We start from the raw sequence: 21720 nt of genomic DNA, 5'->3' as shown, positions 1-21720 counted from the left end.
TTATATGACTAAGTCAAGTAATTTAAAATCGGATTGAAGAACAAGGGATTCTAAAGCTTAAAAAGGGATATCTACCGACAGTCGATTGTAATTTTTGTCTATGCACGGTACTATTTTAGCGAGGTGATACAATGGTACAGATCGACAATCAGAAAATCGGCGCTTTCATTGCGGCAAAGCGTAAAGAAGGGAATATGACACAGAAGGAGTTAGGGGATAAGCTGTTTGTATCCGATAAGACGGTAAGTAAATGGGAGCGCGGCTTAAGCATTCCTAATGTGGTTTTATTGATTCCGCTTGCCGAGGTCTTGCATGTCAGTGTTACTGAGCTTTTGCGGGGTGAACAGATCAATGAGGATCAGGTATTGAATGCTGATGAGGTAGAGCGTTTAGTTACTGATTCTTTGGACTTAACGCTGCAGCATACGATAAAACAAAGACGTCAGGGCTGGCGGCTGGCTTATTTGATCAGTCTTTTAATTGGGGCTGCTGAAATTACTTTACTGCTGCGGATCGGCTTGACATGGCATGCATTAGCGGAAAATGTTTTGCTGTTTATGGGCATGATGTATTTGTTTGCCGGCTGGTTCTGCTTCTTTGCCAAAGAACTGCTGCCAAGCTATTATGATGAAAATAAGATTAATTATTATGCGCAGGGTGTCTTTCGCATTCATCTGGCAGGTCTGCGATTTAATAATAGTAATTGGCCGATTATCAGCATTGTTATGAAAGCCGGCATGCTTTTAGGCGCGCTTCTTTATCCATTCATTTGCTTAGTGAGCGTCACATATTTTGGCATCGCTTTTTGGGATACAATAAAAATTTTTGTGATGTTTGGTTTATTGCTTGCATTGCTGCTTGCTGTTTATGCGGCTGGCAAGAAATATGAATAAGAAGGGCTGATATTTGAAGAATCAAAGGGAGGTGCTTGTGTCAAGCATCTTTTTGCTTTTCTGTTATAAAAAATCCGACAAACTTTACTGAGCGCTTCCATTATACTCATAAGGGAGGTGAAACATGGAAAGTTATGTGGAGGTTGCTTTCATTCAAGCGCTTCTGGTCAATCTGGTAAGCGTGCTGACTGCCCTCTATGCGGCGGCCTATCCGCTCGCCTTGAGAAAATGTGTGAGCTATGCGGTTTTACTTGCGGTCCTTGCCAGCTTTTGTTTCCATCCTTGGGCTGCCGCTTTGCTGCTGATCATCGAAGGGCTGTGCGCCTGGCTGTTTTTTCGATATCGGCTCAGCGCTTATTTCGCATCAATCGCTTTGCGCCTATTGATAACTGGTAGCTGTTTCAAGCTGGCCGGTGGCAGTATCTATAACTTTACATGGTTTCCGCCCCTTGATTATAATCCGTTTTTGTTCTGGCTGCTTTTGCTGATCATATTAGCGGCTTTGATTATGAAATGGGGACATACTTTGAACCAGCTGGCTTTTGTCTATGCGGTTGAATGCTGTTCACTGACGCTTCGCGGTTACTTAGACAGCGGCAATAACTGTGTGATTCAAGGCTATCCCGTCATGTTTGTACGTCCTAAAGTTTTTGAAAAAATCAAAGGCAGAGACATAATCAAGGGAAAAATGCATACATTGTCTAATGAAGTAGAAATAGAAGGAAAATTGAGTGATGTCAGGGTCAAAGGAGGAAACTGGATGAGTGTAATGGTAGTTGTTGGTGATCAGCATTTCCCGATGCAGGCAGACTGCTTGCTGAATCTGCGGCAGATAAGTGAGGTGGATAAACATGAAATTCATAAAACGAATCTTTGATTTTTTATTTCGGGAAAAGGCTGAGCAGGAGGTTTATTACATTCAGGGAAGTGATGTATTGCCGCAGCCGTTAAGCGCACAGGAAGAAAAGGAAGCAATCAAACGCTGGGAAGATGGCGATCTTGAAGCCCGCAATCTGCTTGTGGAACATAATCTTCGATTGGTTGTTTACATAGCCAAACGTTATGAAACCAACCCGATTTTTATGGAAGATCTGATCAGTATCGGTTCTATTGGTCTGATTAAAGCGGTGAACACCTTTAAGAGTGATAAAAATATTAAGTTAGTAACTTATGCGTCCCGCTGTATTGAAAATGAAATTCTGATGTTTTTGCGCAAGAAAAGCAAACGGCGCAGTGAAGTATCGCTGGATGAACCGCTGAATGTCGATTATGACGGCAATGAATTACTGCTGAGTGATATTATCGGTACAGATGATGATTTAGTAACTAAGGAATTTGAAAAGAATGAAAATAAACGTGAGCTGCTGAAGGCAATGGATTCCTTGAAGGACAGAGAAAAGCTGATTCTGCAGATGCGCTATGGCATTGAACATGATGAATGTACACAAAAGGATATCGCGCAAAAGCTTGGTATTTCACAAAGCTATATCTCCAGACTTGAAAAAAGAATTATCGCTCAGCTTAAAGTGCAGCTGAATCATACAAAATAGATTGTTGATCCCCTTATTTTGTGCTAAACTATTCGCAATATTATGCGGAGGTTAGATATGAAACAAAAGGGGATTTTTTATACGATATTATCAGCGGTTTCTTTTGGCATCATGCCATTGCTTTGCTCACAGGCTTATGATTTGGGAGCCAATGCGGAAACGCTTGTATTTTTGAGAAATGTATTTGCGATTATGATTCTTTTTGTGCTGATGAAACTAAAGCACATTTCCTTTGCTATCAGCCGCAAGGATTTTAAGAATACGGCTCTGGTTGGCATCTTTGGCATAACGCTTACCGCTTTGCTGCTGTATAATGCTTATTCTTATATCTCACTGGGAACAGCGACGACCCTGCACTTTCTTTATCCGGCCTTTGTAGCTTTGATTAATTATGTGTTTTATAAAGAACATTTAGCAAAGTCAACGGTGTTGGTGCTGCTGGCTGCAACGCTGGGTATCTTCTTCTTTTTTGAACCAGGCAACGGTAATTCTTCAATAGGTATCCTTTTAGCTATTGCCTCCAGTATCTCCTACGCGTTTTATATGACGGGTGTGGAGCGGCGCGGCTTAAATCAGTTAAATTCATACAAGCTGACATTTTATCTGGCGCTGATTGCCTGCTTTGTGATGTTTTTCTACAATTTAGTGTTAAATAAGATGGTTTGGCAGCTGCCGCTTGCCGCTTATGGGTATGCTTTTTTGATTGGTTTTGGCTGTTCGTTCTTCGCGGTGTTTACTTTACAGCTAGGCATTAAGTATCTGGGTGCTTCTACGGCGGCTATTTTCTGTATGTTTGAGCCAGTAACGGCAGTGCTTGCGGAATGGATGTTATTCGGCGAGGCATTAAGCGTTAGTAAAATCATGGGCTGTCTGTTGATTTTGGGAGCGGTGAGCGTACTGATTTTATTGGATAAAAAGCAGTCATCAGCAAGCCGGGAGGAGCTGATTGAACAATTTGCAGATTAAAACGCAACAAGGGGTTGCTTGCCGGGCAGCTTTGGCAATGATAGAATGAGATAAAGGAGGCATTATCATGGAAACAAAAAAGGTAATCCTTGATTTACGCAAAAAACTGAAATTGTCTCAGGATGAATTTGCGGCTAGATTATTTGTCACAAGACAGGCAGTCTCACGCTGGGAGACAGGCGAAACGATTCCCAATATTGATACGTTAAAGCTGATTGCGAAAACCTTTGACATCTCTGTGGATGAACTATTAGGTCAGCCAGTCAGCATTTGTCAAAGCTGCGGTATGACAATGACGAAGGAAAGTGATTTAGGGAGTGAAAGTGATGGCCGCTGTTCTCACGAATACTGCGCGTTTTGTTATCAGCACGGCGCCTTTACAGCAGATCTGACAATGGCTGAATTGGCTGAACAGAATTTACAATCACTGGCTGAATGGAATAAAGAAAACAACTTGAACCTGAATGTAGAAGAAGCGAGAGAACAATTATTGGCATATCTGCCGACATTAAAGCGCTGGCAGGGGAAATAAACTAATGAGAATGGGCATTTAATGCTCATTTTTTTGTGTTAACCGCTTTGATGCAGTATAATAAAAATATAGAAAACAATGAATGAATTATTATTGTTGGACAGTGGGAGGAATGTGTATGAAGAAGTACCTTATATTAAGTATTGCTGCAGTTATTCTATTTACCTCCGTATATTTCTACATCACGTTTAATCAAAATCCTATAACGCTTAATATTTATATTGAACCAACAAATATTTCTGAACAGAATATCAGTACGGTAACCTTTTGTACAGAGTATGATCAGAATGCGAAATTCAGTCAGACCATTGACGCGGATTTAATTCTTCAGCTGATGGAATTAGCACCTGAAGGCAACCCTAATAATCAGACGCCGTCAGCGAAAAATCATTGTACAAGTGCAACAAAGATATTAATTGATATGAACAAAACAACAAATGATGAGCTGATTGATCTATTAGCTCAAAAAGAAATTTTATATGGTGTTGATGATGAAAAGGGCACGATAGTTATCGGAAAAGATATGATTCACGTTTTGGATTAAATATAAAATATATTAAGATAGAGTATAGACCCTGAAAGGAGAGGGTTTAATGAAACGATATATTTTGGTCATGCTTGGCTTTTTGTTATTCAATTCCTCAGCATTATCTCAAAACGATCTACACAAGATTCATCCGGAAAATGATTATGTCTACTATTTAGATGCGGCAGTGCAAAACGAAATGGAAGGTGACTGGTTCAAAACAAGGACCGGTTCATTTTACTTGCCTTTTATCAATGTTGATAATGAAGAAATACACAAATTTAATCAGAATCTTGAATTATTGTATAATACATTTTATCCATATGTGGTAAATCATACTGATGATGAACAGGTGTATATTTTAGAAGCAAAGCAATTTCAATCAGAGGACATGGTAACTGTATTATTTAAGTTCATAAGAACTTACATCTATTATGATAGTATCATAGACACAGCTTTCACAATATTGCCTATTAATATTGATTTAAATAATAATCGCATACTTACCCAAGAAGAAGTATTAAAGCGTTCAGGCTACACTATGTCTGAAATGATTGACTATATCGAAAAACAGATTTTGTTGAAGGGATATTATATTAATGAAACAAATGTATTTCCTTTAGAATTAGAGGACGGAGTTTTGCTTTGGGATAAATATACTCACCACTTACAACAATCACAGCGGCTTGAGTATTTTAATAGTAGTCCTTCTACTATTCATTTGTTTTTTGATGATAACGGTCAGCTTAATATTATCGTGCCAATCAAGAGTATGCGTAATCAATTTATAGATCACCTGCCTGTTTATTATGAAAGCTTTGTAATGCCGCTGAAGGAGGAAGCAGAATGAAATATATAATGATTTTTCTGCTTCTGATGCTAAGCGGCTGTCAAAGTAGCGTAAATCATATAAATGTACGGCAGAAAGCTATTCAGCCAGTGTATGTATTATTAAACGTGGATAAAAACAAACGGCTTTCCAGTACAGAGATTACCCCGCAAAATCAGGTGCAGCTAATAAACTCTCCCTCTGAAAAAGATGCGGTGAAAATAATTCCTGATCAAGAATATGTGTTTGTTTATAATGTTGCACAAGAAAGTACAGGTGTCTGCGAGGATTGGCTGAATTGTACAACCGGTGCTTTCATCTATCCATTCATCAATATCAATAATGAAGAAGCTTCACAAGTGAATCAAATGACATATCGCAGAGTAAGCGGAACTTATCAAAAAGACAAATTTATAGAAAATGATATAAAGGCAGTCCATGAATTTAAAACATATGAGAATGATCATTGCTTATCTGTGTTATTGAAATGGCAGAGTTTCTATTCAAAAGCAGCTGGTGGTATGTCGAATATTGATGATGATCGAATTTTTATAGCCTATAATTATGATTTTAGCACGCATAAAACATTATCAAATCTTGATTTATTAGCTAAGTTTGGTTATACGGCGGAAACCTATGAACAGAAGATAACTGAACAATTAGCGGAAATGGAAATTAATGTAGTTGATATTCCATTGGGCGTTTTTGATAAAGATGTAGAAGAAAATGAACATTATGTTTACTATTCAACAGAAAAATATCAGTGGTTTGATCCGTATGGTGTACAGCTCAATGAAGAAAGTTCTTGCCTTTATATTGATGAAAACGGTAAACTATCTGTGATTCTTGGGGTGAATATTGGTGAAGATGTTAATAAGCGATACTATATCAAAATGAATGTCTAAGTGAATCAATAGACAAAAATGGTCAGCTAATATGCCTGACCATTTGTTATTTATGCTGTAAATAAAAGAAAATGCCCTGATTGAATATCCTTAGCAAGTTAGGTTTTTCAATCAGTCAAATAAATTCTTCATTTCTTAGTTTTAAAGTTTTTAACAGCTGTGCCTATCGCTATGCCAACAATCATCCCCAAAACAAGTCCTAAACACATAAATGTCCCCATCTTGCCGTGAGAAATGCCTGCAAAACAGCCTATTGCCAGTCCAGCCAGCATCCCTGTAAACATCCAAATTGTAACCAATTGATTATTGCTGTTCATAAACGCTCCTTTTGATTTATCAAGATTGCTTTACTTTAACGTTTTAAACAAATCTGATTGTGTTTTCTCAATTATATAACTGCTGAAACAATCCGTCAATTGCGGTACAGTTTGCATAAAAGGGTGATTTTGCATGTTTAGCTTTTACTATTGGTGCTATTTTGAATATTATATTTTACAAATAGTTCTCTACTGATTATCCAAGTTTTCCTGCGCAAAAAATATACCGTTTTAGACAGTGAGAATGCTGTCACACAATTTAGAGTTTTTATTTAGGCAGCAAACAGGCTAGCAGAGTATTTTTAGTTGTTTTTATATACTTATCTCTATTCAAGGCGCTTTGCTTAATTTAATCTTATTATACAATACTTAAAATAAATTTTATTTTGAGACAATATTGAGAAAAATTATAATTTTTATTATTTATAATATAAATATAAAGCCTATAAGTTAAAACTTATATACTGAAAGGGAGGAATGGGCTTATGTTTTTAACACTTGATATTATCGCAGAAACAGAACAAAGATTGGAAAAATGGGATGAATACAAAAAATTAAGTAAGTTGTTATTTGAAAATGATGCTGAAGAAGAAAAGATTAAAAATGAGTGCATGATACTGTATAATACAAGCGAAGACATGATTAAAAATTTGAATCGTGATTATTTGAATCTTAAAGTAAGCATTATTTTAGAGGAATTAGAACTAGGTATGAATTTATTAGACAAGCAGGAACAAGAATTAATTACCCTGACATATTTGAAAAAGCATACTTTGCCAATGATTTTCTGTGAAATGTATATTGATCGATCAACTTATTATAGAATCAGAAAAAGGGCTATAATAAAAATGAGTGAAGTACTTTCATATTATATTTAGTTCCTAACATAACAATAAAACATCAAGGAAATAAATCTTGATGTTTTATTTGTAGACGATGCTAATATTATAGAATATACTAAAATTAGGAAATAATTATATTGGAAGGGGAGGACATAATGAAACGATATATTTTGGTCATGCTTGGCTTTTTGTTATTCAATTCCTCAGCATTATCTCAAAACGATCTACACAAGATTCATCCGGAAAATGATTATGTCTACTATTTGGATGCGGCAGTTGAAAATGAAACAGAAGGTGATTGGTTCAAAACAAAGACCGGTTCATTTTACTTGCCATTTATTAATGTTGATAATGAAGAAGTATCCAAATTTAATCAGAATCTTGAATTGTTGTATTATACATTTTATCCATATGTGGTAAATCATATTGATGATGAACAGGTGTATATTTTAGAAGCAAAGCAATTTCAATCAGAAGATATGATGACTATATTAATTAAATTTTATACAAATTTATTTAATTACGATTATTCTGTAACTTCTCTTTTTACTCAACTACCGATTAATATTGACTTGAAAGAAAACCGCATACTTTCTCAGGAAGAAGTGCTAGAACGTTCTGGATACACACTAACTGAAGTGCTTGATTATATTGAAAGAATGACTAAGATTTTGGGGTATGAGAATTATGCAAGTAATGAAATTTTACCTGATGATGCTGTTTTATATTGGGAAAGATTAGAATATGTAAATTCAAGTGTTGAATGTGTTTTTCCACGAAATTCTTATTCAAGAATTGCATTTTATAAAGATAATAATGGAAATCTTAATGTGTTAGTACCAATTATTTCTCCTAAGACATGGAGCCATTTTCCAACCTATTATGAAAGCTTTGTAATGCCGCTGAAGGAGGAAGCAGAATGAAATATATAATGATTTTTCTACTTCTGATGCTAAACGGCTGTCAAAGTAATGAAAGTGTAAATAATATAAATGTACGACAGAAAGTTTTTCAGCCAGTGTATGTATTATCAAAAAAAGATAAAAACAAACGGCTTTCTAGTACAGAGATTACATCGAAAAATCAGGTGCAGTTAATTAATCCACCATCAGGAAAAGATGAAGTGAAGATAATTCCCAATCAAGGATATGTGTTTGTTTATAATGTTGCACAAGAAAGTACAGGTGTCTGCGAGGATTGGCTGAATTGTACAACCGGTGCTTTCATCTATCCATTCATCAATATCAATAATGAAGAAGCTTCACAAGTGAATCAAATGACATATCGCAGAGTAAGCGGAACTTATCAAAAAGACAAATTTATAGAAAATGATATAAAGGCAGTCCATGAATTTAAAACATATGAGAATGGTGATTGTTTGTCTGTGTTATTGAAATGGCAGAGTTTCTATTCAAAAGCAGCTGGTGGTATGTGGAATGTTGATGATGATCGAATCTTTGTAGCCTATAATTATGATTTGGTCACGAATAAAACATTATCAAATCTTGATTTATTAGCTAAGTTTGGTTATACTGTTGAAACCTATGAACAGAAGATAACTGAACAATTAATTGAAATGGGAATCAATGTAGTTGATATACCAATGGGCATTGGTAATATAAATGTAGAAGAAAATGAACATTATGTTTATTATTCAACAGAAAAGTATCTGTGGTTTGATCCGTATGGTGTGCAGTTCAATGAAGAAAGCTCCTGTCTCTACATTGATGAAAATAGAAAATTGTCTGTTATTCTTAAGGTGAATGTTGGTGAAGATGTAAATAATATATATTATATTAAAGTAGATGTTTAAACTTTAGAAAGAATCATAATAGAAAATGATCCAGTCATTAACTGGGTCATTTTCGTGTAGGTAAAGTATTGAGAGATTTGCTCTACTTTTTCTTTTGTTTATTTTTTAATTGATAACAATGGGGTCAAATAAGAATAGGTTTGTTCAAAATTTAAGTTAGTGCAAAAACCAGAACTATTAAAGGTATAGGATCTGCCACCGATTGTTTTGGTTGTATTTGCATACATAGCACCATCAGATCCCACATACATATATGCCTGATACATTCTGTCTCGAATCCATGTGTTTGATGCCATAATGCCATTTGCAGGATTTAAGTAGTACCATTTACTGCCAGAAGCTCTCCAACCTTTTTCCATAGCACCTGTTACTGGATTGCTGTAATACCAACTGCCGCTAGTATCTTGGAACCAGCCTTTTTTCGGAACAGTGTTTTGGATATAGTACCAAGTGTTATTTTTCTGAACCCAACCATTTGTTGAAGAATGTAAATCATAAATTACCCAATCAATATATGGCTGATATGGCACACCAGCATTATTATAAGTAATATTGTCACTTTCCTGTACAAAGAAGATTTTCTCAACGTTACAATCATTTATAAAGGCATACGTACTTTCAATGTTTCCTGATAAGGTTGGCATATCATATTGTTTTTCTAAAGAGAAGTTATTATCAAAATCTGTAGTATCATATGTACCCTTTTTAGCGTTTATATGGATATGTTCACCTACATTACCATCAGTACCGCTATGATACATCAGCCCTCCCTGACGGATAATGTCCCTTTCTTGCAGTTGAGTTAAAGTTGTTGAACCATCTTTTTCGATTAAAATTGAGTAGCCGCCATGTACCATTAAGAAGGTTACTTTACTATATGTACCATCGGCACAGAATACCGGGTTTAAGGATTCAAACACAGTCATCCATGCATCACCTTTTAGTTGATGTAAAACACATCTACAATCAAATGGTGCATAAGCAAGTCCATGTTTTTCACCTTCCAGTTTTGGTGGTACAATATCCATTGCCCGATAATACTGATGAGACATGCTGCATGTATCATTACCTAAGCCATTCCATGGATCAGTTGAAATAGCTTTCATGGTGTCTTCATCAGCTTTATCTGCGTGATACATATTGAAGTTTACACCACAAAATCCACAGTAACCTGGTCCTTGGGTAATTGTCATTCCATCAGTAGGCCATAAAGCTACCTGATAGGTTGTGCCATCTTTAATGATGGTCTTTTTTTCATGTTGTTTCATACTTTTTTCCTTTCTGAGTATTTTTTTTACTTCTAGTTTGTAATGTGCGTTGGCCAACTTGATTACACATATATTGTAAAGTATAAAATCATAATTTTATTCTCATACCCGTCGCATCCAAATCAATGGTTTAATTTATTGGATTGTTTGTATAATTGATTTGAATATACAGTCAATCCAGCTAATATTATGCCTTGTGTGATAGCAGCAAATATACATGAAAATATATCTTTATAATCTTCTATAACATTTGTTGAAAGACTATATATGCTTACTAACAGGACAGCAATAACCGTTAATATATAGGGTATTCTTTCATCCCTAATGCGGGAATTTTTTAAAGCTAAACCAATAAAATAAAGTACAGGAATCATAACACTTAATTCTGGTTTAATATATTCGATGAGTTTTTCCATATGTACCTCCTTTCTCATAACATTTTACCTTTTTGCATCGTTTAAAATATCTGACATATGTCGCAATTATCCTCTTTGAATTCGGTGCCTGCTGCCGCTGTAAATAAAAGGAAATGCCCTGCCTGCTGAATATCCCTAACAACTTAAGGGGACAATGAAATCATGCAGGAGGGATCGTTGTGAGTCGTTATAAAGTAGATATTTGTGGCATCAACACAAATGAATTGAAGGTTTTAAATAATGCGGAAATGGTACGTTTGTTCCAAGCCTTGCAGGCGGGGGATCTAAGTGCCAAGGAAACATTAATTCAAGGTAATTTAAAACTGGTATTAAGCATTGTACAGCGTTTCGCATCGCGCTGTGATAATATGGATGATTTATTTCAGGTTGGCTGTATCGGCTTGATTAAATCAATCGATAATTTTGATTTAAAGCATGAGGTGCGTTTTTCGACTTATGCGGTACCGATGATTATGGGTGAAATTAAGCGCTATCTGCGTGATAATCAGGTCATGCGGGTATCTCGTCACTGCCGGGATTTGGCTTATCAGATCTTCAAAATAAAAGAAGCCTATATGCATGAAAACAGCTGTGAACCAAGCATTGAATATCTGGCGCAGGCGTGTGAGGTCAAAGTCAAGGATGTTGTGGAAGCATTGGATTCAGTACAGAGTGTCGTTTCTATTTTTGAGCCGATGTATAACAGTGACGGTGATGAGATGATGCTTGTTGATCAGATTAAGGACAGCAAGGATGAAATTGCTTTGCTGAATAATCTGCTGACTTTAAAGAAGAGTATGAAAAATCTTCAGCCTAAGGAATTAGAGATTCTGCGTAAACGCTATTTTCTCGACAATACGCAAAGTGAAATAGCCCGCGAAATGGGGATTTCACAGGCTCAGGTGTCAAGGCTGGAAAAGAGTGCGATTGCCTGTTTAAGAAAAGAATTTGATTAAACAGGAACTTTTTTTAAATTTCACCATAGACTAGAATAGGTGATCATATGAAGCTGAATGAATTGCTGCACAAAAAAGTAATCAGTGTTGACGGCAAGGAGCTTGGCCTGATCAGTGATATGGAGCTGGATCAGTGTCTTTGTGTAAAAACGATTTATGTCTGTGAAATAAAACGGGGAATTGCACGTTTTTTGCCATGGCTGTTTAATGACTGCTGTGAAAAGATTAATGTCGAACAGATTACCAATATCGGAGAAGATGTCATATTAGTGAAGAAAGAACGTGTCTTTGTCGATAAAAGTCGATGAAAATTCTGTGAAAGAAAGGAAAGTTTTGACTTTTCCTTTTTTTTATTGGAAGGGATATGATATAATGAAAAAGCATATGGAGGAGTCATTATGGGAATCAAAGATAAATTTAAAGAATTTATAGCTCCAATGGATGAAGATGAAGTACTGGAACTAGACCCTGAGGAAGTTCAGGCAATCAGTAAATACGAAGCACCTAAGTCTAAAGTTGTTTCTAATGCCAGTTTTGATACAAAAATGGTATTGTTTGAACCACGTTCTTTTGATGAGGCTCAAGAGATTGGACGCCGTTTAAAGGATAATAAAGCTGCCGTGATTAATTTACATAAGTTACAGCGTGATTATGCTCAGCGTACGATTGACTTTTTGACAGGTGTTGTTTTTGCACTTGATGGAACGATTCAGAAAATTGGTCAGAATGTTATCCTGTGCGCGCCGAAATCAATTGGTGTAAACGGTAAGATCAACGTTGATGGTGAAGATGAACAATGATTGGCTGATTCATTTTAAAGGATATGAAGAACAAGCAAAACGGTTTGATGATCTAGTAGATGCGGTTGTGTTTAAGCATCGTCAGATTATCACACCTTTTTTAAATGAACCTGAGCAGGAAGTGCTGAAGAAGGTTGTTGGCAGCCGCTGTTTTATGAAGCTTGACGGCGGTTATCCAGAAGCGGAGAAAAAACGGGCGCTGCTATGTTTTGATGAATCAGAAGATCAAAAAGTCGATCTGACACTTTTGAAGGCGGAGTATGCTCAGACCTATGTTAAGCTGAGTCATCGTGATGCGCTGGGTGCTTTGCTGAATATTGGCCTGCGCAGCGATCAGTTTGGTGATATCAGTGTTAAAGAGGGTGTGATTTATGTATATACTGTCAGTGAGGTAGCACAATATATTATTGATGAATGCCGTAAGATTGGCCGGGCTTCAATCCGCTTTAAAGTCTGTGATCAGCCGGCTGTCATTGAAAAGGATATCCGCTGGATGCAGAAAATTGTCTCCGGCAATCGTTTGGATACCTTGGTTGCTGCTTGCTGCAATTTATCCAGAAGCAAGGCTGCGGCTTTAATTAAGGGCGGAAATGTGCAGGTGAATCATCTTCTGCTTGAAGATTGCAGCGCATTGTGCAATAATAATGCTGTGCTTTCAATCCGCGGATATGGACGTTTTATCTATAAAGGTATATGCAAGCAGACAAAAAAAGATAACTATGTGATTGAACTGGGACTATTTCAGTAAGGGGTGAGCACAATGTCAAAGATACAATTTGAAACAATGCGTAACGGTTATAACCGCTATCAGGTCGATGATTGCATCGGGCGCATGAGTGATGACCTTGACGAACTGAAAAAAAAGCTGGAGCTGTATACGGATCGCTGTGAAACATTAGAAAAGCAATGTCAGGATATGAAAGAAAAATATACGACATTGTCAGGTGAACTGCGGATGAAGGAACAGGCGGCTGAAGATATCGCACGGATTGCTTTGCGTGAGGCAAATGTGATCGTAGCGACGGCCCAGGATAATGCGGATGTGATCATTCAGGAGGCATTGGCTTCGGCTAGGCAGATTCTGCTTGAAGTCAGCAAGCTTGGTGAAGAAACCGGTGAGGTAAAAAGCCGGATGATGGAACAGCTTGAAGAACTGACGAATGCATTGGAATCGTTTGAAGTTCCGCCGCTGCCGGATTTGAGTTTATTAAAAGATTAAAAGTAAAAGCTGTGAATAAGACGTGCCTTATGAATGAATGCATAGAGATCTGATGGCTGGTGGAAATCAGAGTGAAGTTCATATGGAGATCACTTAGGAGCTGATTTTCTGAATTGAGTAGGGAAATCCGTAAAGCCTTGCGTTATAGGGGAAAGAGTGCACAGTGCAAGCTGTGAACTAAGGTGGTACCACGTTGTCAGCGTCCTTAGATGAGGACGTTTTTTTATGTTTCAGGGAGGAAAAGAGAAATGGATTTTAAAGACACATTACTGATGCCCAAGACTGAATTTGAAATGAGAGGGAAACTGCCAAGCAAAGAACCAAAATTTCAAGAGCGTTGGGAATCAATGCATCTCTATGAGAAGATGCTGGAAAAAAGAGCGGGGGCAGAGGATTTTGTATTGCATGACGGGCCTCCGTATGCCAATGGCGCTATGCATATCGGTCATGCGCTGAATAAGACATTAAAGGATATTATCAATCGTTCTAAGTTTATGGAAGGCTACCGCGTTGATTTTGTGCCGGGCTGGGATACTCACGGCTTGCCGATTGAAAATGCGATGCAGAAGCTTGGTTATGACCGTAAGAAAATGGAATTAGCTGAATTCAGAAAGCACTGCTATGATTATGCGATGGAGCAGGTAGCGAATCAGATGAAGGATCAAAAGGCACTGGGTACAGTCGCTGATTATGATCATCCTTATATTACATTACAGAAGGAATTTGAAAGCCGCCAGATTGAGATTTTTGGCAAAATGGCGATGGATGGTTTAATTTATAAGGGGTTAAAGCCTGTTTATTGGTCACCATCCAGTGAAAGTGCGTTAGCTGAGGCTGAAATTGAGTATCATGATATCAATTCACCGACTATTTTCGTGAAGTTTAATGTTGAAGACGGCAAAGGCTTGCTGAATCCAGAAACTGATAGTTTTGTTATTTGGACAACAACCCCGTGGACTATCCCGGCGAATCTGGCAATCTGCTTAAATGAACGTCTGGAATACGCTTTAGTGAAGAGTGAAAAGGGTAATTTGGTTGTCTTAAAAGAATTGGTTGACAGCTTATGGGAAAAATTTGGTTTACAGGAAAAAGAAATCCTGAAAACATTTAAGGGCAAAGAGCTTGAAATGATTACGACCAAGCATCCGTTCTATGACCGCACCAGTGTGATTATTCTGGGTGATTATGTTACGGCGGAAGCTGGTACAGGCTGTGTACATACGGCTCCGGGACATGGTATGGATGACTTCATCGTTGGCTGTAAATATGGCTTGCCTGCCCTGTGTCCGGTAGATGAGCATGGCTGTCTGACGGCTGAGGCCGGTGATTTCTTAAAGGGGCAGTTTGTGGATGACGCCAATAAGACAGTTGTGATGAAATTGGATGAATTAGGCGCATTGATGAAGATGGAATGGATCACTCACTCCTATCCGCATGACTGGCGTACCAAGAAGCCAATTATTTTCCGTGCAACGGATCAGTGGTTTGCTTCCATTGATAAGATTCGTGAAAAGCTGCTGGAACAAATCAAAGAAGTAAAATGGACACCGGCATGGGGTGAGACACGCCTTTACAACATGATTCGTGACCGCGGTGACTGGTGTATTTCCCGTCAGCGTGCATGGGGTGTGCCAATTCCTATTTTCTATGCTGAAGATAATACGCCGATTATGGATGAAAAGGTGTTTAAGCATGTAGCTGGCCTGTTCCGTGAATTCGGCAGTAATGTATGGTTTGAGCGTGAAGCGAAGGATCTGCTGCCGGCAGGCTTTACGCATCCTGGTTCACCGAATAACCAATTCCGTAAAGAACTGGATACGATGGATGTTTGGTTTGACTCCGGTTCATCACATACTGGTGTATTAGTTGAACGCGGCATGAAATTCCCGTCAGATCTATATTTAGAAGGCAGTGACCAATACCGCGGCTGGTTTAATTCATCTTTAATTATTGCTGTTGCGATGTACGGTGTTGCACCTTATCGCCAAGTATTAAGCCATGGCTTTATTCTTGACGGCAAGGGTGAGAAAATGTCTAAATCAGGCGGTAATTCAGTATCACCGGAAAAGGTAATGAAACAGTATGGTGCTGATATTCTCCGCTTATGGGGCGCTTCTATCGATTATCAGGCAGATGTTCGTGTATCTGATGATATTTTGAAGCAATGTGCGGAAAACTATCGTAAGGTTAGAAATACTTTCCGTTTCTTGTTAGCCAATATCAATCCTGAAGATTTCACGGAGCATGAACTGGTAGCTGTCAAGGATCTTACAGATATTGATAAATACATGATTATCAAGCTGAATGAAGTAATTGAAGAGGTTATCAAGAGCTATGATGAATTTGATTTTGCGAATGTAACCAGCACTTTAACAAATTACATGACGAATGAGCTGAGTGCTTATTATCTGGATTTCACAAAAGATATCCTGTATATTGAAGCGAAGAATGATCCGCGCCGCCGTCAGGTACAAAGTGTTTTAGCTATGTGCTGTGATGCGCTGCTGCGTCTGTGGGCGCCGATTCTCGTTCATACAGCTGAAGAGATTAATGATTTCTTTAAGCCGGGCAGTGAAAGCATCCATCTGCAGACTTTCCCTAAGACTATGGAAATCGAAAATGCGGAAGCGATTAAAGCGAAGATGGAACGTCTGCTGCTGATTCGCTCGGATATCTTTAAGGCATTGGAAGAAGCCCGTGCTGAGAAGATTATCGGTAAATCATTGGAAGCTAAGGTTCTTGTGAATCTGAGTGAAGAAGATGCGAAAATCGTTGATGAAATGCTGGGCGGCAAGTTTGCGCAATGGCTGATTGTCTCAGAAGCGGTATTGACAAATACAGCCCTGAAAGCCTATGAGGTATGTTCAGTTGCCGTTGAAAAGATGGACGGCATCGTATGTCCTCGCTGCTGGACTGTTCATAATGATACCAATGAGCATGGTCTGTGCGACCGCTGTGCTGAGGTTGTAAAGAGGGAATATCCTGAATTCAAACCTGAATAGAAATAAAAGAATCCTCTTGATAGGCTGGTGCCTGTCAGGAGGATTTTCTTGTTAAGAAAAAAGAACTGATTGACAGTTCTTAGCAAATAAAATATTGTTAGAATAATTTTGAATTTTCATATGAGATTAAGTAGGGGCTGATTAGAGGAAACAGCGATTATCGCCAAACCATTCCTCTCTTTCTGATATCAGCCTTTTTAAAATCATTAGTTTTTCAGCAAGCATCTCTTTCTTTTTAACCATGTCTTCATTATCGTAATCTACAAAGGCTGCCCATTCATCTAAATTCTGACTTATATCATCATAAAGCGCTTGGCAAAATTGCAGCATATTCGTATGAGAAAGCTCATTGATGACATCTTTTTTATTTAACGGATAGCGTTCATCATCTTCACATATAATATGACAGTTCCAGTAGCTTACTGTACATAAAAAGCGGTTTGGTTCTAAAAATCCCTTAACACAGAATGGCAGCATTGTTTCAAGACCGTGGATTGCCTGCGTCACCCATTCGATTGCAATATCATCAAGATAACTCAATCCATACACAGAAGTTCCGGCTAATTGAAAATCACTCCAGCCATGCATTGGTTTTGTCAGCATTAATTCAGCCTCCCCTTAAATTGCGTGTTTATCCTCGCTTAGTTGATTTATGCTATTGGTTATTGCTGATTAAGAAGTTATTAAAGGTTTTCAGATTAATCAGCTGGAAATCATCGACCGCTTTGAATTTTAATCCCTTTGCTAATTCTTCATAAGCGTCTCTTGGATAACTGATAAAGGCATGCTCATGGCCGAGAATCTGAAAAGACAGCTTCTTATCGGAAAGGGCGGCAAAGTAGACGCCTTGACTTTTTTGAAGATTTTTCTCTTTCTGAAGCATGACCGCTTTAATTAATTCAATAACAATATCATTCAAATGATTTTCAAAAATCAAAATCTTTTCGATAAATTCAAAATAAGTACCGGCTATGCGGTATGTATAAGCCGTATCACTTGTATCCGGGAATGTCAGCTGGGCATTCTTACTTTCGTTAGGAATATAGTAAATCATGAAATGATTAGTTTTATCGGTATAAAGCAGCGGATAGTTTAAATGATACATCATCTTGCAATGCGGACATACAGCTTTAAATAACTTACCGGTCTTTACATCTTCTTTAAACTGCATCTCGGCATTCTCATCTATGGTAATGCTGTCCCAAAAAACAGCTTCTATGGCTTCCTGACAGGTTGGGCATTTTAATGTTTCTTTATGAAATTTACTCATTATTATTAATCTCCTTGTTCGTAATGATTATAACATAATGAGCTGGAGTTATCTATGCCGGCTGATTAAAGTCAAAGCTTAAGATTGTTTTGGCATTTTATTACGTTGATGATTGGAATTTATGGTAAAATATCTAAAGGTGATAAAATGAAAAGCTTATATGATTTAACCTTTAATCAGCTTCGTGATTTTTGTGTTGATCAGGGATGGAAAAAGTTCCGCGGTCAGCAGATTTTTGAATGGCTGTACCGGAAACGTGTCAACAGCATTGATGAAATGAGCGATCTGAGTTTAGATACAAGAGAAAAACTGAAAGAAATGTTTACGCTTGAAGCATGCGTCGTCAAGGAAAAACAAGTTTCAAAAGACGGCACAACAAAATATTTGTTTGAATTAAGTGACGGTTCGTTGATTGAAACGGTCATGATGGTGTATGAATTCGGCAAGAGTGTCTGTGTAACATCACAGGTTGGCTGCAACATGGGCTGTGATTTCTGTGCTTCTGGTTTATTGAAGAAGAAACGGAATCTAAGCAGCGGTGAAATCGTTGCCCAAGTGCTGGCGGTGCAGAAGGATCTTGATGCTGTGAATGATCGGGTGTCAAATATTGTAGTAATGGGTACCGGTGAGCCGTTTGATAATTTTGAGAATGTCATGGCTTTCTGTGAAATTGTCAATCATGACCGCGGGCTGGCTATCGGCGCTCGGCATCTGACGATTTCTACATGCGGTATTGTGCCGAAAATCAGAGAGTTTGCGAAGATGCAGGTACAGTATAATCTGGCTATATCGCTGCATGCGCCTAATGATGAGCTGCGCGATAAGCTGATGCCGATTAATAAGGCTTATCCGCTGAAAGAGCTGATGGCGGCGATTCGAGAATATTGTGAATTGAATAATCGGCGTTTAACGTTTGAATATATCTTACTGAGAGGAATCAATGATCAGGATAGTCATGCGGCTCAGTTGGCTAAGCTGATTCATGGCTTGAATGCGTATGTGAATTTGATTCCTTATAACGAGGTAGATGAACATGGTTATCGCAGTGTTGACCGTGCAAGCGCGATGCGTTTTTATGATAAGCTGATGAAGCAAGGTGTCCGTGCGACGATCCGCAAGGAGCATGGCGGCGATATTGACGCGGCCTGCGGTCAGCTTCGGGCGAAGCATGAGCAGCAGAGGATGGAGGGTGAGTAATGCATTTTTATGGAATGAGTGATATTGGTCTTGTACGCAGTGTCAATCAGGATAGCTTTTGTGCTACCTTTAATATCAATAACGACTTTATGGCCATTGTCTGTGATGGCATCGGCGGCGGTAAGGCCGGCGATGTGGCAAGCTCCTTGGCTGTTGAAAGTATGCGGGCCAGTTTTTTAAAGAATCCGAGCTTGAATAATGATGAGGATGTACAGCGCTGGCTGCATGAAACAATCAATGAAGTGAATGACGCGATTTTTACGCAATCGACAAGCAATCGTTCTCAGCATGGCATGGGTACGACGATGGTTGGCCTATTAATTACCAGTTTAAATTCATATGTGTTTAATATCGGTGATTCAAGAGCTTATGCGATGTATGATGATCTGATTTGTCTGACCGAGGATCATAATCTTTTAAGTGACTTACTGCGCAGCGGTGAAGTGAGCCGGGAAACAGCGCATAATCATCCGCAGCGACATGTGCTGACAAATGCCCTGGGAATATGGGATAATGTCCGGGTGGATATTGCCCGCATCAACAATGATTACAGTCAGCTGCTGATTTGCAGCGATGGTTTGCATGGCTATGTCAAGGAAGGGGTAATCCGTGAGATTCTGCTGATGAATGAGGGAATCAAGGTTCGCACCCGTAAGCTGATTGACAGTGCTTTGGCAGAGGGCGGTTTGGATAATATTACGGTCATTCTGATTGATCAAAGAGAAGGTGACCTGAATGGATAAGATGATTGCCGAGCGTTATCAAATCATTAAATCATTGGGAGAGGGCGGCATGGCTGATGTCTATTTAGCTGTCGATACGATTTTAAACCGTGAGGTAGCGATTAAAATGCTGCGCGGTGAGCTAAGCAATGACCCGGTAACCTTGCTGCGTTTTCAGCGTGAAGCGAATGCTGCCAGCAAGCTGAATCATCCCAATGTGGTTCAGGTATATGATGTCGGAGAATATGAGGGCCGTCACTATATCGTGATGGAGCATGTGCGGGGCCGGACGCTGAAACAGCTGATTCAGCTGCGCGGCGCTTTGCATAAGGAAGAAGCGGTCAATATCATGAAGCAGGTTGTATCGGCGGTTCAGCATGCGCATGAGCATCATATTATACACCGCGATATCAAGCCTCAAAATATAATGATCAAGGATGACGGCACCGTTAAAATCACTGATTTTGGTATCGCGCTGGCTCATGATGCCGTTCAGCTGACACAAAGCGATTCAGTGCTTGGTTCGGCTCACTATCTGGCACCGGAAACGACACGCGGTGAACCTGCTACCAATCAGATCGACATCTATGCCTTGGGTATCGTCTTCTATGAATTGCTGAGCGGTGATGTACCGTTCCATGGCGATAATCCGGTACAGATCGCGATGAAGCATTTAAGTGAAGAAATTCCAAGCATTCGTGAATTTAATCCATCACTGCCGCAGGCGGTAGAGAATATCATTATCAAGGCAACCGTTAAGAATCGCGCGCAGCGTTACAAAACCGCTCAGGAAATGTATGAGGATCTGTGCTGCTGTCTGCTTCCGGAATATGCGGATGTGCCTAAAACCACCTTTGATGAAGTTGTGAATGAAGGCGCTAAAACAATGGTGCTGTCGCATGTCAGTGAGGCACCTGCTGAAAGTGAAAAGGAAGCACCGGCTGCCAATCGATTTATGAGTGTCGTCGGCGTGCTGCTAATTGCTATTACTATTGTCGCGACGGCAGCGATTATATACTTTTCAGGAATGTTTGGCAGTATGTTTGGCCCGGAAATGGTAAACATTATTGATGTGACGAATATGAATGTAGAACAGGCGCAGAATGAGCTTGTGGCCGCTGGTTTTGATGTTGTCATCAGTCAGCAGTATGAGAATTCAGATACGATTCCTGAAAATAATGTCATCCGCACCAATCCAAGCGTAAATACCGAGGCGGCAAAGGGTTCTACCGTTACGCTGACGATTTCCAAGGGCGCGCTGTTTACGGTTGAAGATTATACCGGCAGACAATTTGAAGAGGTTGAACAGCTGCTGCGTGAGAAGGGAATTAAGGTAACACCGGTTCAGGTTCAGAAGAATCCATCGGATGTTGAAACAGGCACGATTATATCCCAGGATCTGCTTAAAGCGGGCGACCGTATCGATCCGTCAAGCCGCAACAATGTCATCCGTTTGGAATATGCTGTAGAGCCTGAATTTACAATGATTAACGTGGTAGGCTTATCCATTGAGGATGCGATGCGGCAGCTGATTGAAAAAGGGGCCACACCGATTCCTAACCAGCAGTCAACCGATGGATTAAGTGATGAGGAATTGATGAATATCGTTCCCGGAAAGGTAACAAAGACTGATCCTGCCCAAGGTACCTATTATAAACAGACCAAGGACAGTGTAATCGCTCTTTACTATTACTAAT

The 21720-nt window shown here is 38.9% G+C and carries 25 protein-coding genes and 1 other annotated feature; of the genes, 20 read left to right on the top strand and 5 right to left on the bottom strand.

Translation table 11 applies throughout. The features are described from left to right. The first annotated feature begins 131 nt into the window (after positions 1 to 131). From DWZ33_RS03835 to DWZ33_RS03800, 8 genes are all read left to right on the top strand, one after another. The gene (locus DWZ33_RS03835; RefSeq protein WP_118453856.1) at positions 132 to 893 is read left to right on the top strand and encodes a helix-turn-helix domain-containing protein; all 762 of its coding nucleotides are present in this window, start codon (positions 132 to 134) and stop codon (positions 891 to 893) included. Between the two features lie 124 nt (positions 894 to 1017). Beyond that, positions 1018 to 1770 (top strand): sigma-E processing peptidase SpoIIGA, encoded by a 753-nt coding sequence (locus DWZ33_RS03830; RefSeq protein WP_118453855.1) that lies wholly within the window; start codon positions 1018 to 1020, stop codon positions 1768 to 1770. Continuing rightward, positions 1745 to 2443, top strand: a complete 699-nt coding sequence (sigK, locus tag DWZ33_RS03825; RefSeq protein WP_022936743.1) for an RNA polymerase sporulation sigma factor SigK — start codon at positions 1745 to 1747, stop codon at positions 2441 to 2443. Before DWZ33_RS03830 ends, sigK begins: the two co-directional genes overlap by 26 nt. Positions 2444 to 2500: 57 nt before the next feature. Further along, positions 2501 to 3409, top strand: a complete 909-nt coding sequence (locus tag DWZ33_RS03820; protein WP_182425502.1) for a DMT family transporter — start codon at positions 2501 to 2503, stop codon at positions 3407 to 3409. Between the two features lie 67 nt (positions 3410 to 3476). Next, on the top strand, positions 3477 to 3941 hold the full coding sequence (locus DWZ33_RS03815; RefSeq protein WP_118453853.1) for a zinc ribbon domain-containing protein: 465 nt from the start codon (positions 3477 to 3479) through the stop codon (positions 3939 to 3941). 118 nt (positions 3942 to 4059) lie between these two features. Beyond that, positions 4060 to 4485, top strand: coding sequence for a hypothetical protein (locus tag DWZ33_RS03810; RefSeq protein WP_118453852.1), 426 nt, complete (start codon positions 4060 to 4062; stop codon positions 4483 to 4485). A gap of 49 nt (positions 4486 to 4534) precedes the next feature. After that, complete coding sequence (locus DWZ33_RS03805) at positions 4535 to 5317, top strand: hypothetical protein (RefSeq protein ID WP_118453851.1); 783 nt, start codon at positions 4535 to 4537, stop codon at positions 5315 to 5317. Then, positions 5314 to 6201: a hypothetical protein gene (locus DWZ33_RS03800; protein WP_118453850.1), complete on the top strand. Its 888-nt coding sequence runs from the start codon at positions 5314 to 5316 to the stop codon at positions 6199 to 6201. Before DWZ33_RS03805 ends, DWZ33_RS03800 begins: the two co-directional genes overlap by 4 nt. Positions 6202 to 6329: 128 nt before the next feature. On the opposite strand, the gene DWZ33_RS03795 is transcribed toward DWZ33_RS03800, so the two are convergent. Continuing rightward, positions 6330 to 6518: a hypothetical protein gene (locus DWZ33_RS03795; RefSeq protein WP_118453849.1), complete on the bottom strand. Its 189-nt coding sequence runs from the start codon at positions 6516 to 6518 to the stop codon at positions 6330 to 6332. 485 nt (positions 6519 to 7003) lie between these two features. Here DWZ33_RS03795 and DWZ33_RS03790 point away from each other — a divergent pair, with 485 nt between their 5' ends. The 3 genes from DWZ33_RS03790 to DWZ33_RS03780 all read left to right on the top strand — a co-directional run bounded on the left by DWZ33_RS03790 (position 7004) and on the right by DWZ33_RS03780 (position 9173). Further along, the gene (locus DWZ33_RS03790; protein ID WP_118453848.1) at positions 7004 to 7396 is read left to right on the top strand and encodes a DUF1492 domain-containing protein; all 393 of its coding nucleotides are present in this window, start codon (positions 7004 to 7006) and stop codon (positions 7394 to 7396) included. A gap of 119 nt (positions 7397 to 7515) precedes the next feature. Next, entirely contained in the window at positions 7516 to 8283 is a 768-nt protein-coding gene (locus tag DWZ33_RS03785; protein WP_118453847.1) for a hypothetical protein, read from the top strand. Next, positions 8280 to 9173, top strand: coding sequence for a hypothetical protein (locus DWZ33_RS03780; protein WP_118453846.1), 894 nt, complete (start codon positions 8280 to 8282; stop codon positions 9171 to 9173). Before DWZ33_RS03785 ends, DWZ33_RS03780 begins: the two co-directional genes overlap by 4 nt. 98 nt (positions 9174 to 9271) lie before the next feature. On the opposite strand, the gene DWZ33_RS03775 is transcribed toward DWZ33_RS03780, so the two are convergent. Further along, entirely contained in the window at positions 9272 to 10441 is a 1170-nt protein-coding gene (locus DWZ33_RS03775) for a hypothetical protein (protein WP_118453845.1), read from the bottom strand. 122 nt (positions 10442 to 10563) lie between these two features. After that, a complete protein-coding gene (locus DWZ33_RS03770) occupies positions 10564 to 10857 on the bottom strand; it encodes a phage holin family protein (RefSeq protein WP_182425500.1) in 294 nt (97 codons plus the stop codon). A gap of 179 nt (positions 10858 to 11036) precedes the next feature. Here DWZ33_RS03770 and DWZ33_RS03765 point away from each other — a divergent pair, with 179 nt between their 5' ends. The 6 genes from DWZ33_RS03765 to ileS all read left to right on the top strand — a co-directional run bounded on the left by DWZ33_RS03765 (position 11037) and on the right by ileS (position 16834). Next, positions 11037 to 11813: a SigB/SigF/SigG family RNA polymerase sigma factor gene (locus DWZ33_RS03765; RefSeq protein ID WP_022936750.1), complete on the top strand. Its 777-nt coding sequence runs from the start codon at positions 11037 to 11039 to the stop codon at positions 11811 to 11813. Positions 11814 to 11860: 47 nt separating this feature from the next. After that, positions 11861 to 12121 carry a hypothetical protein gene (locus tag DWZ33_RS03760; protein WP_022936751.1) on the top strand — a complete coding sequence of 87 codons (261 nt, stop codon included), beginning with the start codon at positions 11861 to 11863 and terminating at the stop codon, positions 12119 to 12121. A gap of 90 nt (positions 12122 to 12211) precedes the next feature. After that, on the top strand, positions 12212 to 12613 hold the full coding sequence (locus tag DWZ33_RS03755; protein ID WP_022936752.1) for a cell division protein SepF: 402 nt from the start codon (positions 12212 to 12214) through the stop codon (positions 12611 to 12613). Beyond that, positions 12603 to 13361, top strand: coding sequence for a YlmH/Sll1252 family protein (locus tag DWZ33_RS03750; protein ID WP_118453843.1), 759 nt, complete (start codon positions 12603 to 12605; stop codon positions 13359 to 13361). Before DWZ33_RS03755 ends, DWZ33_RS03750 begins: the two co-directional genes overlap by 11 nt. Positions 13362 to 13373: 12 nt before the next feature. Then, the gene (locus DWZ33_RS03745) at positions 13374 to 13832 is read left to right on the top strand and encodes a DivIVA domain-containing protein (RefSeq protein WP_118453842.1); all 459 of its coding nucleotides are present in this window, start codon (positions 13374 to 13376) and stop codon (positions 13830 to 13832) included. 2 nt (positions 13833 to 13834) lie between these two features. Further along, positions 13835 to 14042: a binding site (T-box leader), on the top strand. Between the two features lie 38 nt (positions 14043 to 14080). Further along, on the top strand, positions 14081 to 16834 hold the full coding sequence (gene ileS, locus DWZ33_RS03740) for an isoleucine--tRNA ligase (protein WP_118453841.1): 2754 nt from the start codon (positions 14081 to 14083) through the stop codon (positions 16832 to 16834). 141 nt (positions 16835 to 16975) lie between these two features. Here ileS and DWZ33_RS03735 read toward each other — a convergent pair whose 3' ends face one another. Further along, entirely contained in the window at positions 16976 to 17437 is a 462-nt protein-coding gene (locus DWZ33_RS03735) for a hypothetical protein (RefSeq protein ID WP_118453840.1), read from the bottom strand. Between the two features lie 52 nt (positions 17438 to 17489). After that, positions 17490 to 18104, bottom strand: coding sequence for a CpXC domain-containing protein (locus DWZ33_RS03730; RefSeq protein WP_118453839.1), 615 nt, complete (start codon positions 18102 to 18104; stop codon positions 17490 to 17492). Positions 18105 to 18251: 147 nt separating this feature from the next. On the opposite strand from DWZ33_RS03730, the gene rlmN reads away from it, so the two are divergent. From rlmN to pknB, 3 genes are read left to right on the top strand one after another with little or no spacing between them, the layout of a single operon-like run. Beyond that, a complete protein-coding gene (rlmN, locus tag DWZ33_RS03725; protein WP_022936758.1) occupies positions 18252 to 19301 on the top strand; it encodes a dual-specificity RNA methyltransferase RlmN in 1050 nt (349 codons plus the stop codon). Beyond that, entirely contained in the window at positions 19301 to 20044 is a 744-nt protein-coding gene (locus DWZ33_RS03720) for a Stp1/IreP family PP2C-type Ser/Thr phosphatase (RefSeq protein WP_118453838.1), read from the top strand. The genes rlmN and DWZ33_RS03720 overlap by 1 nt, the downstream gene beginning before the upstream one ends. Further along, a complete protein-coding gene (pknB, locus tag DWZ33_RS03715) occupies positions 20037 to 21719 on the top strand; it encodes a Stk1 family PASTA domain-containing Ser/Thr kinase (protein WP_118453837.1) in 1683 nt (560 codons plus the stop codon). The genes DWZ33_RS03720 and pknB overlap by 8 nt, the downstream gene beginning before the upstream one ends. Position 21720: the final 1 nt, after the last annotated feature.

It is taken from the genome of Dielma fastidiosa (genome assembly GCF_003475485.1).
Taxonomy (GTDB): domain Bacteria; phylum Bacillota_I; class Bacilli_A; order Erysipelotrichales; family Erysipelotrichaceae; genus Dielma; species Dielma fastidiosa.
The sequence above is the reverse complement of the archived record's forward strand: the minus strand, read 5'-3'. Positions and strand labels throughout refer to the sequence as shown.

Bases quoted from the DNA above. Each gene is read 5' to 3' on its own strand.
- rlmN (WP_022936758.1), top strand. From the start codon at position 18,252: ATGAAAAGCTTATATGATTTAACCTTTAATCAGCTTCGTGATTTTTGT.
- DWZ33_RS03835 (WP_118453856.1), top strand. From the start codon at position 132: ATGGTACAGATCGACAATCAGAAAATCGGCGCTTTCATTGCGGCAAAG.
- DWZ33_RS03820 (WP_182425502.1), top strand. From the start codon at position 2,501: ATGAAACAAAAGGGGATTTTTTATACGATATTATCAGCGGTTTCTTTT.
- DWZ33_RS03770 (WP_182425500.1), bottom strand. From the start codon at position 10,857: ATGGAAAAACTCATCGAATATATTAAACCAGAATTAAGTGTTATGATT.
- DWZ33_RS03790 (WP_118453848.1), top strand. From the start codon at position 7,004: ATGTTTTTAACACTTGATATTATCGCAGAAACAGAACAAAGATTGGAA.
- DWZ33_RS03730 (WP_118453839.1), bottom strand. From the start codon at position 18,104: ATGAGTAAATTTCATAAAGAAACATTAAAATGCCCAACCTGTCAGGAA.
- DWZ33_RS03750 (WP_118453843.1), top strand. From the start codon at position 12,603: ATGAACAATGATTGGCTGATTCATTTTAAAGGATATGAAGAACAAGCA.
- DWZ33_RS03810 (WP_118453852.1), top strand. From the start codon at position 4,060: ATGAAGAAGTACCTTATATTAAGTATTGCTGCAGTTATTCTATTTACC.
- DWZ33_RS03745 (WP_118453842.1), top strand. From the start codon at position 13,374: ATGTCAAAGATACAATTTGAAACAATGCGTAACGGTTATAACCGCTAT.
- DWZ33_RS03830 (WP_118453855.1), top strand. From the start codon at position 1,018: ATGGAAAGTTATGTGGAGGTTGCTTTCATTCAAGCGCTTCTGGTCAAT.
- DWZ33_RS03760 (WP_022936751.1), top strand. From the start codon at position 11,861: ATGAAGCTGAATGAATTGCTGCACAAAAAAGTAATCAGTGTTGACGGC.
- ileS (WP_118453841.1), top strand. From the start codon at position 14,081: ATGGATTTTAAAGACACATTACTGATGCCCAAGACTGAATTTGAAATG.
- DWZ33_RS03800 (WP_118453850.1), top strand. From the start codon at position 5,314: ATGAAATATATAATGATTTTTCTGCTTCTGATGCTAAGCGGCTGTCAA.
- pknB (WP_118453837.1), top strand. From the start codon at position 20,037: ATGGATAAGATGATTGCCGAGCGTTATCAAATCATTAAATCATTGGGA.
- DWZ33_RS03775 (WP_118453845.1), bottom strand. From the start codon at position 10,441: ATGAAACAACATGAAAAAAAGACCATCATTAAAGATGGCACAACCTAT.
- DWZ33_RS03815 (WP_118453853.1), top strand. From the start codon at position 3,477: ATGGAAACAAAAAAGGTAATCCTTGATTTACGCAAAAAACTGAAATTG.
- DWZ33_RS03755 (WP_022936752.1), top strand. From the start codon at position 12,212: ATGGGAATCAAAGATAAATTTAAAGAATTTATAGCTCCAATGGATGAA.
- DWZ33_RS03780 (WP_118453846.1), top strand. From the start codon at position 8,280: ATGAAATATATAATGATTTTTCTACTTCTGATGCTAAACGGCTGTCAA.
- DWZ33_RS03805 (WP_118453851.1), top strand. From the start codon at position 4,535: ATGAAACGATATATTTTGGTCATGCTTGGCTTTTTGTTATTCAATTCC.
- DWZ33_RS03720 (WP_118453838.1), top strand. From the start codon at position 19,301: ATGCATTTTTATGGAATGAGTGATATTGGTCTTGTACGCAGTGTCAAT.
- DWZ33_RS03795 (WP_118453849.1), bottom strand. From the start codon at position 6,518: ATGAACAGCAATAATCAATTGGTTACAATTTGGATGTTTACAGGGATG.
- sigK (WP_022936743.1), top strand. From the start codon at position 1,745: ATGAAATTCATAAAACGAATCTTTGATTTTTTATTTCGGGAAAAGGCT.
- DWZ33_RS03785 (WP_118453847.1), top strand. From the start codon at position 7,516: ATGAAACGATATATTTTGGTCATGCTTGGCTTTTTGTTATTCAATTCC.
- DWZ33_RS03735 (WP_118453840.1), bottom strand. From the start codon at position 17,437: ATGCTGACAAAACCAATGCATGGCTGGAGTGATTTTCAATTAGCCGGA.